The organism is Gemmobacter sp., from assembly GCF_046292685.1.
Taxonomy (GTDB): domain Bacteria; phylum Pseudomonadota; class Alphaproteobacteria; order Rhodobacterales; family Rhodobacteraceae; genus Wagnerdoeblera.
In genome coordinates, this window is record NZ_JBKBQM010000001.1 from 102,187 (window position 1) to 117,139 (window position 14,953).

General features: G+C 67.8%; 12 protein-coding genes. 7 read left to right on the plus strand and 5 right to left on the minus strand.

Annotated elements, in window-relative coordinates; all coding sequences use genetic code 11:
- The first annotated feature begins 24 nt into the window (after window positions 1-24).
- The 7 genes from dapF to ACK4S2_RS00505 all read left to right on the plus strand — a co-directional run bounded on the left by dapF (window position 25) and on the right by ACK4S2_RS00505 (window position 11,204).
- Window positions 25-843 carry a diaminopimelate epimerase gene (dapF, locus tag ACK4S2_RS00475; RefSeq protein ID WP_409619203.1) on the plus strand — a complete coding sequence of 273 codons (819 nt, stop codon included), beginning with the start codon at window positions 25-27 and terminating at the stop codon, window positions 841-843.
- Window positions 840-2,093, plus strand: a complete 1,254-nt coding sequence (mtaB, locus tag ACK4S2_RS00480) for a tRNA (N(6)-L-threonylcarbamoyladenosine(37)-C(2))-methylthiotransferase MtaB (RefSeq protein ID WP_409619206.1) — start codon at window positions 840-842, stop codon at window positions 2,091-2,093. Before dapF ends, mtaB begins: the two co-directional genes overlap by 4 nt.
- Window positions 2,094-2,327: 234 nt before the next feature.
- Window positions 2,328-2,957, plus strand: coding sequence for a ribosome maturation factor RimP (gene rimP / locus ACK4S2_RS00485; protein WP_409619304.1), 630 nt, complete (start codon window positions 2,328-2,330; stop codon window positions 2,955-2,957).
- Window positions 2,958-2,969: 12 nt separating this feature from the next.
- Entirely contained in the window at window positions 2,970-4,577 is a 1,608-nt protein-coding gene (gene nusA / locus ACK4S2_RS00490; RefSeq protein ID WP_409619209.1) for a transcription termination factor NusA, read from the plus strand.
- A 22-nt stretch (window positions 4,578-4,599) separates the two neighbouring features.
- Window positions 4,600-5,244, plus strand: a complete 645-nt coding sequence (locus ACK4S2_RS00495; RefSeq protein WP_409619212.1) for an RNA-binding protein — start codon at window positions 4,600-4,602, stop codon at window positions 5,242-5,244.
- A complete protein-coding gene (gene infB, locus ACK4S2_RS00500; protein ID WP_409619215.1) occupies window positions 5,241-7,787 on the plus strand; it encodes a translation initiation factor IF-2 in 2,547 nt (848 codons plus the stop codon). Before ACK4S2_RS00495 ends, infB begins: the two co-directional genes overlap by 4 nt.
- 180 nt (window positions 7,788-7,967) lie before the next feature.
- Window positions 7,968-11,204, plus strand: coding sequence for a beta strand repeat-containing protein (locus tag ACK4S2_RS00505; RefSeq protein ID WP_409619217.1), 3,237 nt, complete (start codon window positions 7,968-7,970; stop codon window positions 11,202-11,204).
- Between the two features lie 45 nt (window positions 11,205-11,249).
- Here ACK4S2_RS00505 and ACK4S2_RS00510 read toward each other — a convergent pair whose 3' ends face one another.
- The 5 genes from ACK4S2_RS00510 to ACK4S2_RS00530 form a co-directional block, all read right to left on the minus strand.
- A complete protein-coding gene (locus tag ACK4S2_RS00510) occupies window positions 11,250-12,059 on the minus strand; it encodes a division plane positioning ATPase MipZ (protein ID WP_409619220.1) in 810 nt (269 codons plus the stop codon).
- Between the two features lie 126 nt (window positions 12,060-12,185).
- Window positions 12,186-12,407 (minus strand): 50S ribosomal protein L31, encoded by a 222-nt coding sequence (rpmE, locus tag ACK4S2_RS00515; protein ID WP_409619222.1) that lies wholly within the window; start codon window positions 12,405-12,407, stop codon window positions 12,186-12,188.
- Window positions 12,408-12,418: 11 nt separating this feature from the next.
- Complete coding sequence (rplS, locus tag ACK4S2_RS00520) at window positions 12,419-12,790, minus strand: 50S ribosomal protein L19 (protein WP_409619225.1); 372 nt, start codon at window positions 12,788-12,790, stop codon at window positions 12,419-12,421.
- 230 nt (window positions 12,791-13,020) lie between these two features.
- The gene (gene trmD, locus ACK4S2_RS00525; RefSeq protein WP_409619306.1) at window positions 13,021-13,764 is read right to left on the minus strand and encodes a tRNA (guanosine(37)-N1)-methyltransferase TrmD; all 744 of its coding nucleotides are present in this window, start codon (window positions 13,762-13,764) and stop codon (window positions 13,021-13,023) included.
- Window positions 13,765-13,956: 192 nt separating this feature from the next.
- Window positions 13,957-14,823 carry an N-formylglutamate amidohydrolase gene (locus ACK4S2_RS00530; protein WP_409619228.1) on the minus strand — a complete coding sequence of 289 codons (867 nt, stop codon included), beginning with the start codon at window positions 14,821-14,823 and terminating at the stop codon, window positions 13,957-13,959.
- Window positions 14,824-14,953 lie beyond the last annotated feature (130 nt).

Below are 14,953 nucleotides of genomic sequence, written 5' to 3' on the forward strand. Positions count from 1 at the left end.
CCGGGCAGGCGTATATGCCCCGGCATGGAAACGCATGCCGCCGCAGAGCCTGTCCGGTTTCTCAAGATGCACGGGCTGGGCAACGATTTCGTCGTGATCGACCGCCGCAAGGGCGGGGCGCCGGTGACGGCGGCGCTGGCGCGTGCGCTGGGCGACCGGCACCGGGGTGTGGGATTCGATCAGCTGGCCGAGGTGGTGGCCGATGATGCCGCCGATGCGGGGCTGGTGTTCTGGAACGCCGATGGCAGCCAGGCGGGCGCCTGCGGCAACGCCACGCGCTGCGTCGCGCGGCTGCTGATGGACGAAACCGGCAAGGCCGAGGTCACCATCCGCACCGTGCGCGGGGTGTTGCGCGCGGTGGATGCAGGCGGCGGGCTGACGGCGGTGAACATGGGCCCGCCCTTGCTGGAGGCGCCTGCGATCCCGCTGGCCCCCGGCGCCGACCCTGCACACCTGCCCTTGCCGGGCGATCCCATCGCGGTGGGCATGGGCAACCCGCATTGCGTGCTGTTCGTGGCGGATGCCGAATCGGTGGACGTGGCCCGCGAGGGCGCCGCACTGGAACGCCACCCGCTGTTCCCCGAAGGCACGAATGTGGAATTCGCCAGCCTGACCGCCCCCGACCGGCTGCGGATGCGGGTGTGGGAACGCGGCACGGGCATCACGCTGGCCTGCGGGTCGGGCACCTGCGCCACGGCGGTGGCCGCGCATCTGCGCGGGCTGACGGGGCGGCGCGTGACCGTGGATGTCGATGGCGGCACGCTGGACATCGACTGGCGCGACGATGGGGTCTGGATGACCGGGCCCACCGCGCTGGTGTTCCGGGGCGAGCTGGCGGCATGACCGCGCCGGTGTTCCACACGCTCGGCTGCCGGCTCAATGCCTATGAATCCGAAGCGATGAAGGGCCTGGCGGCCGCCGCCGGGGTGCAGGGGGCGCATGTGGTCAACACCTGCGCGGTGACGGCCGAGGCGGTGCGCAAGGCCCGGCAGGAAATCCGCCGCATCCGCCGCGAACACCCCGACGCGCCGATCATCGTGACGGGATGCGCGGCACAGGTGGAACCCGAAACCTTTGCCGCCATGCCCGAGGTGACGCGCGTCATCGGCAACACCGAAAAGATGCAGCCCGAAACCTGGGCCGGCCTGGTGCCCGACCTGATCGGGGCAACCGAACGGGTGCAGGTCAACGACATCATGGCGGTGCGCGAAACCGCCAGCCACCTGATCGACGGGTTCGGCCGCCACCGCGCCTATGTGCAGGTGCAGAACGGCTGCGACCACCGCTGCACCTTCTGCATCATCCCTTACGGCCGGGGCAATTCCCGGTCGGTCCCGGCGGGCGTGGTGGTGGATCAGATCAAGCGCCTGGTGGACAAGGGCTTTGCCGAGGTGGTGCTGACCGGGGTGGACCTGACCAGCTGGGGCGCCGACCTGCCCGCGCAACCCCGGCTGGGCGATCTGGTGCTGCGCATCCTGCGCCTGGTGCCCGACCTGCCGCGCCTGCGCATTTCCAGCATCGACAGCATCGAGGCAGACGAAAACCTGATGCAGGCCATCGCCTCGGAGCCGCGGCTGATGCCGCACCTGCACCTGAGCCTGCAACACGGCGACGACCTGATCCTGAAGCGGATGAAGCGCCGCCACAGCCGCGACGATGCCATCCGCTTTTGCCAAGACGCGCGCCGCCTGCGCCCCGACATCGTGTTCGGCGCCGACATCATCGCCGGCTTCCCGACCGAGACGGACGCGCATTTCGACAACTCGGTGAAACTGGTGCAGGACTGCGGCCTGACCTTTCTGCACGTCTTTCCCTTCAGCCCGCGCAAGGGCACCCCGGCGGCGCGGATGCCGCAACTGCCCGGGCCCCTCATCCGCGACCGCGCCGCCGCCTTGCGCGCGGTGGGCGAGGCCGCGCTGACCCGCCACCTGACCGCCCAGGTCGGGCGCACCCACCGCATCCTGACCGAATCCCCGCGCATGGGCCGCACCGAACAGTTCACCGAAGTCGCCTTTGCCACCGACCGGCCCGAAGGCGCCATCGTGACCGCAACGGTGACCGGGCAGGATGGCGGCGTGCTGCTGGCGCCCTGATCTGCATTTTCTGTCCCCGGGGGCGCCTGTCGGGTTCGACATCGGTCCGAGAAGCGCCAGGCGGCGGCGCAGCACCCCTGCTTTTGCCCCAAGCGCCCTTGCAATGCGCGGGCATCCTGCGTATATGGCTTGCAACAGCGGCGCCTCGGGGTCCACACCCGAAGCCCACCGGAAAAGCAACGGGCCGCCTGACGGCCCGTTTTTCGTTTTGGGGGAGCCCCCGTGACCGACACCATGTCCGACCTCATTGCCAGAACCGCCATCGACCGGCGGCTTGCCGGCATCGTTCAACCCACCATCGAGGCGATGGGCTACGAGCTGGTGCGCATCCGCCTGATGGGCGGCAAGACGCGCACCTTGCAGATCATGGCCGACCGGCCCGAAGGCGGCATCAACGTGGACGACTGCGCGCGGATCTCGACGGCCGTATCGGCCGTGCTGGACGTGGAAGACCCGATCGAGGACAATTACACGCTCGAGGTGTCCAGCCCCGGCATCGACCGGCCGCTGACGCGGTTGAAGGATTTCGACACCTGGAACGGTTACGAGGCGCGGGTGGAAACCGGCGAGCTGATCGACGGGCGGCGCCGGTTCAAGGGCATCCTGGCCGGCACCGAAGGCGACGAGATCCTCATCACCATCGAGGAAGGCGGCGAGGACGTGACCATCGGGCTGCGGTTCGAATGGCTGTCGGATGCCAAGCTGATCCTGACCGACGAGCTGATCGCGGAAATGCTGCGCCAGCGCAAGGAATCCGGGGCCTTCGACGGCGCCGACATCGACGAAGACGGGATCGAGGGGATCGAGACCGAAGACCATGACGACGACGAGGCGGAAGATCCCGCCGCGCCCGTGAAGCACTGACAGGAGGCCGCGATGGCAATCACCTCTGCCAACCAGCTTGAACTGCTGCAAACCGCCGATGCGGTGGCGCGGGAAAAGATGATCGACCCCGAACTGGTGATCCAGGCCATGGAAGACAGCCTGGCACGGGCCGCCAAGTCGCGCTACGGCGCCGACATGGACATCCGCGTCAAGATCGACCGCAAGACCGGCCGGGCCACCTTTGCCCGCGTGCGCACCGTGGTCGAGGACGAGGCGCTGGAAAACCACCACGCGCAGCTGACCGTCAAGCAGGCGAAGAACTATCTGCGCGACCCCAAGGTCGGCGACGAGATCGTCGACGAAGTGCCGCCGGTGGACCTGGGCCGCATCGCCGCGCAAAGCGCCAAACAGGTGATCCTGCAGAAGGTGCGCGAGGCCGAGCGCGACCGGCAATACGAGGAATTCAAGGACCGCGTCGGCACCATCATCAACGGCACCGTCAAGCGCGAGGAATACGGCAACATCATCGTCGATATCGGCCGGGGCGAAGGCATCCTGCGCCGCAACGACAAGATCGGCCGCGAAAGCTATCGCATCGGCGACCGTATCCGCGCCTATGTCAAGGATGTGCGCCGCGAGGCCCGCGGCCCGCAGGTGTTCCTCAGCCGCACCTCGCCCGAATTCATGATGGCGCTGTTCAAGATGGAAGTGCCCGAAATCTACGACGGCATCATCGAGATCAAGGCCTGCGCCCGCGACCCGGGCAGCCGCGCCAAGATCGCCGTCATCAGCTACGACAATTCGATCGACCCGGTGGGCGCCTGCGTGGGCATGCGCGGCAGCCGCGTGCAGGCGGTGGTGAACGAGCTGCAAGGCGAAAAGATCGACATCATCCCGTGGAACGCCGATGTGGCGACCTTCCTTGTCAACGCGCTGCAACCGGCCGAGGTGAGCAAGGTGGTGTTCGACGAGGACGCCAGCAAGATCGAGGTCGTGGTGCCGGACGAACAGCTTTCGCTGGCCATCGGGCGGCGCGGGCAGAACGTGCGCCTGGCCAGCCAGCTGACCGGCCTTGACATCGACATCCTGACCGAGGCCGACGAATCGGCCCGCCGCCAGGCCGAATTCGCCGAACGCACCAAGCTGTTCATGGACACGCTGGACGTGGACGAGATGATGGCGCAGCTGCTGGTGGCCGAAGGGTTCGCCAACCTCGAGGAAGTGGCCTACGTCGACATGGACGAGCTGCTGTCGATCGACGGGTTCGACGAATCGACCGCCGAGGAACTGCAGGCCCGCGCCCGCGACCATCTGGAAGAACAGGCCCGCAAGGCGCTGGAAGCCGCGCGCAAGCTGGGGGTGGAGGAAAGCCTCATCAACTTCGAGGGGCTGACGCCGCAGATGCTGGAGGCCCTGGGCAAGGAAGGCATCAAGACGCTGGAAGACTTTGCCACCTGCGCCGACTGGGAGCTTGCCGGCGGCTGGACCACCGAAAACGGCCAGCGCAAGAAGGACGACGGCATCCTGGAAAAGTTCGACATGTCGCTGGAAGAAGCGCAGAACCTGGTGATGACCGCCCGCGTCATGCTGGGCTGGGTCGATCCGACCGAGAATGAACCCGAGGCCGAATCGGCCGACGACGAGGAGGACGAGGCCTGATTTCGGGCCTCGGGCAATTCCCTTGACGCGCGGCGGCAGGCAGACCGACCAGGACGACCCCGAACGCAAGTGCATTGCGACCGGGGAAAGCCGGCCGAAACCGGGGTTGATCCGCTTTGCGATCAGCCCCGACGGCATGGTCGTGCCCGACCTGATGGGCAAGCTGCCGGGTCGCGGCGTTTATGTGGCCTCTGACCGGGCCGCGCTGGACAAGGCGGTGTCGAAAAACCTGTTTTCGCGCGCTGCGCGGCAGCAGGTGGCGGTGCCGCCCGACCTGGCCGCGATGGTCGAGGCCGGGCTGGCGCGGCGCGTGGTGGACCTGATCGCCCTGGCGCGCAAGGCCGGGCTGGCCGTGGCCGGGCTGGAAAAGGTCAAGGACTGGCTGGAAAAGGACAAGGCCCGGGTGCTGATCCAGGCCGAAGACGGGTCGGAGCGCGAAAGGGCGCGGTTGCGCCCGCCCGACGGACCCGAGAGCCTGGTGACCTGCCTGACGGCGCAGGAATTGGGTTTGGCTTTTGCCCGTGAACGTGCCATACACGCCGCGCTTGGCGCTGGTGGACTCACGGGACGTGTTGTAGAGGAAGCGGCAAGGCTGGCCGGGCTGCGCCGCGCAGCTGGCAAGCATGTTGGCGGCAGGACCGCCTTGAAGGATACGAAAGACGCATGAGCGATACTGACGGCAAGAAACCCCTCGGGCTGGGTGGCGGGACGCGTGGACCTGGCCAGGTGAAGCAGAGCTTCAGCCACGGGCGCACGAAGAGCGTCGCCGTAGAGGTCAAGCGCAAGCGCGTGGTGGTGCCGCAGAAGCCGGGCGTCGCCGGTGCCGCCGGCGGGGCATCGCCGCAGCCGCTGGGCGACCCCGCCAAGCGTCCGGCCGGGATCTCGGATGCCGAGATGGAGCGCCGCCTGGCGGCGCTGCGCGCAGCCAAGTCGCGCGAGGCCGAGGAGGCCGCCGCCCGCGCCGCCGAAGAAAAGGCGCGCGAGGAAGAACGCCAGCGCAAGCGCGAGGAAATCGAGGCGCGCGAACGCGAGGAACGCGCCGCCGAGGAAGCCGCCCGCCGCAAGGCCGAGGAGGAGGAGCGGCTGAAGGCCGAGGCCGAGGCCAAGGCCCGCCGCGAGGCCGAGATTGCCCGCCGCGCCGCGAATGCGCCGGCCAGGGTCGCCGCCGGCGCCGGCGCACCCGGCGCCGCGGCGCCGGTCGGCCCTGCCGACGAACGCACCAAGACCGCGCCCACCCCGCGCAAGACCGACCGCGAACGCGAACGCGAGGACCGCGAGCGTGCCGCCAAGGCCAAGGGCGGCGACGACAGCCGCCGCGCCGGCAAGCTGACGCTGACCGCCGCGCTGGATGGCGAAGGCGGCCGCACCCGGTCGCTGGCCGCGATGAAGCGCAAGCAGGAAAAGGCGCGCCAGAAGGCGATGGGCTTTGGCCACAAGCCCGAAAAGCAGGTGCGCGACGTGCAGCTGCCCGAAACCATCGTGGTGCAGGAACTGGCGAACCGCATGGCCGAACGCGCGGCCGATGTGGTCAAGTGCCTGATGAAGATGGGCATGATGGTCAGCATGAACCAGACCATCGACGCCGACACCGCCGAACTGGTGATCGAGGAATTCGGCCACCGCGCCGTGCGCGTGACCGATGCCGACGTGGAACAGGCCATCGACACGGTCGTGGACCGCGAAGAAGACCTGCGCCCGCGCCCCCCGATCGTGACCATCATGGGCCACGTCGACCACGGCAAGACCAGCCTGCTGGACGCGATCCGCAAGGCGAACGTGGTGGCCGGCGAAGCCGGCGGGATCACCCAGCACATCGGCGCCTATCAGGTGACCACGCCCAACGGGTCGCTGGTGACGTTCCTCGATACGCCCGGCCACGCGGCCTTTACCAGCATGCGCGCCCGCGGCGCACAGGTGACCGATATCGTGGTGCTGGTGGTGGCGGCCGATGACGCCGTGATGCCGCAGACGGTCGAGGCGATCAACCACGCCAAGGCGGCCAAGGTGCCGATGATCGTGGCGATCAACAAGATCGACAAATACGATGCGAACCCGCAGAAGGTGCGCACCGACCTGCTGCAATACGACGTCGTGGTCGAGGAAATGTCCGGCGACGTGCAGGATGTCGAGGTTTCGGCCAAGACCGGCCAGGGCCTGGACAACCTGCTGGAAGCCATTGCGCTGCAGGCGGAAATCCTGGAACTCAAGGCCAACCCCAACCGCGCGGCGATGGGCGCGGTGATCGAGGCCAAGCTGGATGTGGGCCGCGGCCCGGTGGCCACGGTGCTGGTGCAGCGCGGCACGCTGCGCAAGGGCGACATCTTTGTCGTCGGCGAAAAGTGGGGCAAGGTCCGCGCGCTGATCAACGACAAGGGCGAGACAATCGCCGAAGCCGGGCCCTCGGTTCCGGTCGAGGTGCTGGGCCTGAACGGCACGCCCGAAGCGGGCGACGTGCTGAACGTGGTGGAAACCGAAGCCCAGGCGCGCGAGATCGCCGCCTACCGCGAACAGGTCGCCAAGGACAAGCGCGCCGCCGCCGGCGCCGCCACCACGCTGGAACAGCTGATGGCCAAGGCCAAGGCCGACCAGTCGGTTGCGGAACTGCCGGTGCTGGTCAAGGCCGACGTGCAGGGCTCGGCCGAGGCCATCGTGCAGGCGCTGGAAAAGGTGGGCAACGACGAGGTGCGCGTGCGCGTGCTGCACTATGGCGTCGGCGCGATCACCGATTCGGATGTCGGCCTGGCCGAGGCCAGCGGGGCATCGGTGATCGGGTTCAACGTGCGCGCCAATGCCACGGCGCGGCAGGCGGCGCAGCAGAAGGGCGTCGAGATCCGGTATTATTCGATCATCTACGACCTGATCGACGACATCCGCAAGGCGGCCTCGGGCCTCTTGAAGGCCGAAGTGCGCGAGAACTTCATCGGCTATGCCAAGATCCTCGAGGTGTTCAAGATCACCGGCGTCGGCAACGTCGCGGGCTGTCTGGTGACCGAAGGCATCGCCCGCCGGTCTGCCGGGGTGCGCCTGCTGCGCGACAACGTGGTGATCCACGAAGGCACGCTGAAAACGCTCAAGCGCTTCAAGGACGAGGTCAAGGAAGTGCAGTCGGGCCAGGAATGCGGCATGGCCTTCGAGCGTTACGAGGATATCCGCCCGGGCGACGTGATCGAGATCTTCGAGCGCGAGACGGTGGAACGGTCGCTGGTGTAAGCGCCTCGACCCACGGTTGAAAAGGCCCCCGGACGCAGGTCCGGGGGCCTTTTTCCTTGGCGCCGGCGCCGACCGAATGTCTTGAACTGCAGCAACCGGAATGTGGAGTTTGCGCCAGATCAAATACGGTCGAAATGCGGCGGTTCAGTGTCGGCCCGACATCAACCCCAGGAGGTCATCATGGGAATCACGGGCTTGCCGACAACCGCGGGCAACGATCTTGTCATCGTCACCCCGCCGGGTCAGCATTCGGCCAACGGCGGAGGCGGGACCGACACGCTGCGCGTGGATTACCGCACGCTGACCACCAACATCGACTATCGCTATGTCGGTGGCGGCTGGTACACCTTTACCGACGATTTCGACAGCCGGATCGACCACATCAACTTCGAGCGCTACGAGTTGTGGTTCGGGTCGGGCGACGACGTGCTGCAAGGCGGCGGCCTGAATGACAGCCTGTCGGGCGGGGCAGGTAATGACGTCATCACCAGCGGCCTCGGCGCGGATTCGATCGACGGCGGCCTGGGCCACGACCGCTGGATCGGCGACTACGGCAGCCTGAACCTGGATGTGTCGCTGGTGCTGACCATCGGCAACACCTGGGCCAGCATCGCCGCCACCGGCGCGCAGATCCGGCGGATCGAGTCGGTTACCCTGACCACCGGGGTGGGCGCCGACCTGCTGGATACCCGCGCACAATCGGGCAACCACTGGTTCAGTTCCGGCGACGGCGACGACGTGTTCATCGTCAATGCGGGCCGGTCCACCTTCAACGGCGGCAACGGCTTCGACCGGCTGGAGGCGGATTTCAGCGCGGCAACCACCCGGGTGACGCAGGTCTACACCTCGGGCGGCTGGTATCGGCTGGCCGATGGCGCCGGGCGCCTTTCGGTGGATTTCATCAATGTCGAACAGTTCTGGCTGACCGGCGGCAGCGCCAGCGATTCGCTCTGGGGCGCGGCGGGCAACGACATGCTGTCGGGCAACGGCGGCAATGACTGGCTGAACGGCGGCGCCGGGCGCGATACCATTCACGGCGGCGACGGGGTGGATACCTGGCAGGCCGACCAGTCGGCACGCACGCTGGCAACCAACGTGAACCTGAACAGCCAGACCACCAACGTCGGCACGATCTCGGGCATCGAGGCGCTGCACATGACCGCGGGTCTGGGCAACGACAACCTGGTCGCCCATGCCGGCGCCTATAACGACTATATCTTCGGCAACGACGGCAACGACACGATCTCGACCGGCCAGGGCAAGGACAACGTGAACGGTGGCAACGGCACCGACACGCTGGTGATGGACTGGAGCGCGCAGACCGACCCGAGCGCGCATATCACGCATCGCTACACCTCGGGCGGCTGGTACCGCTATGCCGACAAGGCCGGGAACCGCGTCGACTACATCAACTTCGAACGCTACCGATTGACAGGTGGTGCCGGCAACGACTGGCTGGGTGGCGGCGCCGATGTGGACACGCTGATCGGCGGCGCCGGCAACGACACGCTGGCCAGCGACCAGGGCCGCGCCACCATCGACGGCGGGGCGGGCGACGACCTGTGGAATGCCAACCTGACCGCGCTGACCTTCAACTTCAACTTCAACGCGGCGGACAGCCAGACCACCAGCCAGATGACCGGCCGCAACTTCGACCTGCGCAACATCGAGCAGGTGGAGCTGTCGCTGGGCGCGGGCAACGACAGCATCAGCACCGCAGGCTACAACCTGAACGATGCGGTCTATGGCGGCGCCGGCGACGATTCGGTCAACCTGGGCACCGGGCGCGATCTGTTTCATGGCGGCGACGGCACCGACCTGCTCATCATCGACTATTCCGCCCAGACCGAAGCGGTGACCAACCGCTATACCTCGGGCGGCTGGTATCGCTATGCCGTGGGCGCCGACCGGCACTATGTCGACCACATCGCCGTCGAGCGGTTCGACGTGACGGGCGGCAGCGCCGATGACCTGCTGGACGGCGGCGGCCTGCACGATGTGCTGCGCGGCGGCGCGGGCGACGACGTGCTGAACAGCGCGCAAGGCACCGCGATCATCGATGGCGGCACGGGCAACGACCGCTGGGTGGCAGACCTGAGCGCCTTTACCCAGAACCTGGTGTTCAACGCCGCAGCCAGCCAGACCACGGCGCAGATGACGGGCCTGGGCTTTGGCGTGACCAACATCGAATCGGTGAACGTGGGCCTTGGGGCCGGGAACGACAACTTCAGCACCGCCGGTTACGCGATGGACGATACCGTCTATGGCGGCGGCGGCAACGACCAGATCGCGGTGGGCCTCGGGTTCGACGTGGTGCATGGCGGCGCCGGGACCGACCTGCTGATCCTCGACTATTCCTCGGCCACGTCGCAAGTGTCGCGCTGGTATACCTCGGGCGGCTGGTATCGCTATGGCGATGTCGACGGCACCATGGCCACGGACCACATCGACGTCGAGCGGTTCAACGTGACCGGCGGCAGCGGCGCCGATGCCCTGGACGGCGGCGGCCTTGCAGATACGCTGAGCGGCGGCGCCGGCGACGACATCCTGAACGGTGGAACCGGCGGCAACGACCGCATCTTTGGCGGCGACGGTTCGGATACCTGGATCATGGACCTGGGCGCCTCGACCCTGTCGCACAAACTGACGCTGGACGCGAACGGCAACGGCACGCTGACCAACAACGCCACCCAGGTCAACAGCATCGAAAACGTCCGACTGACCACCGGCGCCGGCAACGATACCATCGACCTGTCGCTCAGCACCGGCAACCACAGCATTGCCACCGGCAGCGGCAACGACGTGGTGAACCTGGGCCGCGGCCAGCAACACCGTGTGGACGGCGGCGCGAATGACGACCTGCTGATCGCCGATGCCTCGCAATCGGCCAGCGGCGTGAAGTCGATGTATGTCGGCGGTGGCTGGTATGCGCTGCGCGGCCTGCTGGGCTATGACATGCAGTACATCAACGTCGAACGGTTCGACCTGACCGGATCGGCCTTTGCCGACAACATGTTCGGCCACGGCGGGGCCGACACGCTGCGCGGCGGGGCCGGACGCGACATCCTGAACGGCGGCGACGGCAACGACGTGCTGTTCGGCGGGGCCGGGGCCGACCAGTTCTGGTTCGACACCTGGTCGGGCGGGGTCGGCGTGGACCTGATCGCCGATGGCGAATCGGGCGACCGGATCCGGTTGAACGCCATCAACATCAACAGCTTCTCTGCGGGCAACGGGTCGCAACTGGTGGGCGGGCAGGCGCAGATCCAGTCGGCCAACGGCGTCACATCGCTGTTCGTCGGGCTGGATGGCACGGCGGGCTACGACTTCCGCATCGACCTGACCGGAACCTTCGGCGTGGCCGATTTCCAGGTGGTGAACTCGGCCTTTACCGGCGCCGACTTCATCTTCCTGTAATCCGGCAGGGGGCCGCGCGGGTAAATCCGCGCGGCCCCTTGGCAATCAGAAGTTCGGCTCGACCCCCGGCAAGGCCACGGCGCGCATCAGGTCGCGCAATTCCTGCCGGGCGGCGACGTTGGAAATGTTCAGGCTGTCGACCCCGACATCGCGCAGGTCCAGCAGGGTCAGCCCGCGCGGGAACAGTTCGCGGAAGATGACGCGTTCGGAAAACCCGGGCACCACGCGAAAGCCGATGCGTTTCGACAGGTCTTCCAGCGCCTTTCCCACCTTTTTCTTGTTGTGCATCTGCTGCGCGCCCAGGCGGTTGCGCAGCACGATCCAGTCGATCGGGCGCAAACCCGCCTGCGCCCGCAGCTGCCGCGCCTGCCAGACCATTTCGGCATAGATCGAGGGGCCGAGGATCTTGCCCGTGTCGGGGTCGATCCGCGCCAGCAGGTCGAAATCGACAAAGCTGTCGTTCATCGGCGTGATGAGCGTATCGGCCAGGCTGTGCGCCAGCTGGCTGAGCCGGGTATGGCTGCCGGGGCAATCGATGACGATGAAGTCCGACACGGCATCGAGCGCCGCCACCGCTTCGGACAGCCGGTGGTCAAAGGTGTTCTCGCCGGGTTTCAGGCTGGCCGGGTCGGGTTCGGGCAGGTCGCGCAGGTCGGGCGTGGGCAAGGAAAGCCCCGACTTGCGGGCAAAGGCCACCCGGTTTTCGACATAGCGCCCGAAGGTGCGTTGCCGCAGGTCCAGGTCCAGCGCCCCGACCCGAAGGCCACCGCGGGCCAGCGCCGTTGCGACGTGCATGCAGGTGGTCGATTTGCCCGAACCGCCCTTTTCATTGCCGACAACGATGATATGCGCCATTGCCTGTCACTTTCACGACATTTGCGCCTTCATAGGCGCGGTGAGGCGCAAGGGGAAGTGGGAAGGCGCATGCAAAAGGCCCCGGATGTCTCCGGGGCCTTTCTTCCGTTCCGCCCTGGCGCTGGCTCAGAAGCCGAGGCCGGCGTATTTGTTCTTGAACTTCGAGACGCGACCGCCGGTGTCCATCAGCTTGGTCGAACCGCCGGTCCAGGCCGGATGCGCCAGCGGGTCGATATCCAGCGCCAGAACGTCGCCTTCCTTGCCCCAGGTCGAGCGGGTCTGATAGGTTGTGCCGTCGGTCATCTTGACGGTGATCATGTGATAGTCGGGGTGAATGCCGCTTTTCATCGGACCGCTCCTCACTCGCCTTTGGATTTGGTGTTCGAGATTTCCGCGATCCGGGCCGACTTGCCGCGGCGCGACCGGAGGTAATACAGCTTGGCGCGGCGCACGCGGCCACGGCGCACGACCTCGATGCTGTCGATGTTGGTGGAATACAGCGGGAACACGCGCTCCACGCCCTCGCCGAAGGAAATCTTGCGCACGGTGAAGCTGGCACCGATGCCGCCGCCGTTGCGGCTGATGCAGACGCCTTCATAGGCCTGCACGCGGGTGCGGTTGCCTTCCTTCACCTTGTAGCCGACGCGCACGGTGTCGCCGGCCTTGAAGTCGGGGATGGTCTTGCCAAGCGCAGCGATCTGCTCGGCTTCCAGCTGGGCGATGAGGTTCATCGCGGTTCCTTTCCTGACGCGCGGTTGATCCGCGGATGTGATGCCGCCCGAGAGCTTCTGTCTTCGACCGGGTCCGCCCGTGGCGCCCGCAGAAGGTCGTTCGTGCCTTATCCGGCTTGCCGCCGACCGGCACCTTGCCGAAGCAGGCAAGGCCAAGGTCAACAAGGCAAGGTCCGCCAGGCGAATCCCGCCTGCGAACCGCCGTGGTATAGGGGCAGCGGGCCGCGGGGTCAAGGCTTGCGCGGGCGCGCCTGCCATGCCGCCCACAGGTCGGGGCGGCGTTCGGCGGTGATGCGTTCGGCCTCGGCCTGGCGCCAGCGCGCCACCTCGGCATGGTTGCCCGACAAGAGCACGGGCGGAATCTCGCGCCCTTCCCAGACCGGCGGGCGGGTGTAGTGCGGATGCTCCAGCAAGCCGCCGGAAAAGCTTTCCTCCTCGGTCGAGGCGGCATTGCCCAGCACGCCGGGCAGCAGGCGCACGGTGGCGTCGATCATCGCCTGGGCCGCGATCTCGCCCCCGGTCATCACGAAATCGCCAAGGCTGACTTCCTGGATGGCAAAGCGGTCCAGCACGCGCTGGTCGACGCCTTCGAAGCGGCCGCAGACCAGCGTCACGCCGTCGGCCGCGGCCCAGGCCCGCGCGGTGGCCTGGTCGAACCGCGCGCCGCGCGGGCTGAGGTAGACCACCGGCCAGCGCGCCCGGTCGGGCGGCGCGCCGTGGCAGGCCACCTCCAGCGCCGCCGCCACCACATCGGCGCGCAACACCATGCCGGCGCCGCCGCCGGCCGGCGTATCGTCGACATTGCGGTGCCGCCCGATGCCGAAGTCGCGCAAGGGAATGGCGTCCAGCGCCCATAGCCCCTGGTCCAGCGCCTTGCCGGTCAGCGACAGGCCCAGCGTGCCGGGGAACGCCTCGGGGAACAGGGTGACGACGCGGGCGCGCCAGGCGCCCTTGACCACGCGGGGTTCCTCCATCAGGTCGCGCGGCCGCGCCGAAACCTGCACCGAAAACCGCCCGTGCGACCTGCCCTTGCCTTCGCCCGACACCGCGCCCTCCGCCCATTCACCTTGCAGAAATATCCCGCGGGGGTCCGGGGGTGCGAAACCCCCGGCCGGTGCCGCTGGCGCAGCGATACACCGCCCGGGCCTGTGTGACCAGCCCGCGCCCTATTCCGCAGCCAGCGCCGGACGCCCGATTCGGCGCCCGAGCTCGGCCAGATCGGCCACCACGGCCGACAGGCGTCGGCGCAGCAGTTCGAAGCCCGGCGCAGGGCGCACGACGGCTTCGTCCATGTAAAGGCTGCGGTCGATCTCGACCTGCACGACATGCTGGTCGATGGGCGGGCGCCCGTAGGCCTGGGTGATGTAGGCCCCGGCAAAGGGGCTGTTGCGCGCCACCACGAAACCTGCGCGCAGAAAGGCGGCCTCGACCCCGGCCATCACCTCGGGCGCGCAGGCCGCGCCGTGCCGGTCGCCCAGCACCACCTCGGGCACGCGGCGGCCGGGCCCGGCATGGGCCGCGATCGCCTCGTGCGGCATCGAATGGCAATCGACCAGCAGCACCGCGCCAAAGGTCTGGCGCGACCGCCGCAGCAGATCCTGCAACGCCTGATGATAGGGGTGCCAGCCGTGTTCCAGCCGCGCCTCGGCCTCGGCCCGCGAAAGGCGCTGCGGATGAATCACCTTGCCCCCCGCCACCACGCGGGGAATCACCCCCAGCCCCGAGGCGACCCGCGGGTTGAGCGACCCGCGCGGCACGCCCTCGATCAGCGCCGGGTCCAGCTCGTCGGGCGCGCGGTTCAGATCGACCCAGGCGCGCGGCGTGCGCGCGGCCAGCAGGGGCGCGCCGCATTTCGGCGCCGCGTCAAACAGCAGGTCGACAAACGCATCCTCGGACGAACGCAGCACATGCGCAGCCAGCGGGCTTTGCGCCACGAAATCGTCGGGGTAATCCCGCCCCGAATGCGGCGAGGCAAAGACCGTGGCGGTATCGTGCCGGCGCGGCAGGAACAGATCGTAGGGCGGGCGGGGCATCGGTCCTCCTTGCCGGACATGGTATAGGTGGAAATCCTGTCCTGTCGATGCCTTGGCATCGGATTCATCGGCCGGGTTTCGTGCCGGGGCGCACGATCCCCCCTTGAAGCCGGCGGCGACTCTGTCTATA

Coding starts and splice junctions, on each gene's coding strand:
- rplS (WP_409619225.1), bottom strand. CDS start 12,790: ATGAACCTCATCGCCCAGCTGGAAGCCGAGCAGATCGCTGCGCTTGGC.
- dapF (WP_409619203.1), top strand. CDS start 25: ATGGAAACGCATGCCGCCGCAGAGCCTGTCCGGTTTCTCAAGATGCAC.
- mtaB (WP_409619206.1), top strand. CDS start 840: ATGACCGCGCCGGTGTTCCACACGCTCGGCTGCCGGCTCAATGCCTAT.
- ACK4S2_RS00510 (WP_409619220.1), bottom strand. CDS start 12,059: ATGGCGCATATCATCGTTGTCGGCAATGAAAAGGGCGGTTCGGGCAAA.
- ACK4S2_RS00505 (WP_409619217.1), top strand. CDS start 7,968: ATGGGAATCACGGGCTTGCCGACAACCGCGGGCAACGATCTTGTCATC.
- rpmE (WP_409619222.1), bottom strand. CDS start 12,407: ATGAAAAGCGGCATTCACCCCGACTATCACATGATCACCGTCAAGATG.
- ACK4S2_RS00530 (WP_409619228.1), bottom strand. CDS start 14,823: ATGCCCCGCCCGCCCTACGATCTGTTCCTGCCGCGCCGGCACGATACC.
- infB (WP_409619215.1), top strand. CDS start 5,241: ATGAGCGATACTGACGGCAAGAAACCCCTCGGGCTGGGTGGCGGGACG.
- rimP (WP_409619304.1), top strand. CDS start 2,328: ATGTCCGACCTCATTGCCAGAACCGCCATCGACCGGCGGCTTGCCGGC.
- nusA (WP_409619209.1), top strand. CDS start 2,970: ATGGCAATCACCTCTGCCAACCAGCTTGAACTGCTGCAAACCGCCGAT.
- trmD (WP_409619306.1), bottom strand. CDS start 13,764: ATGGAGGAACCCCGCGTGGTCAAGGGCGCCTGGCGCGCCCGCGTCGTC.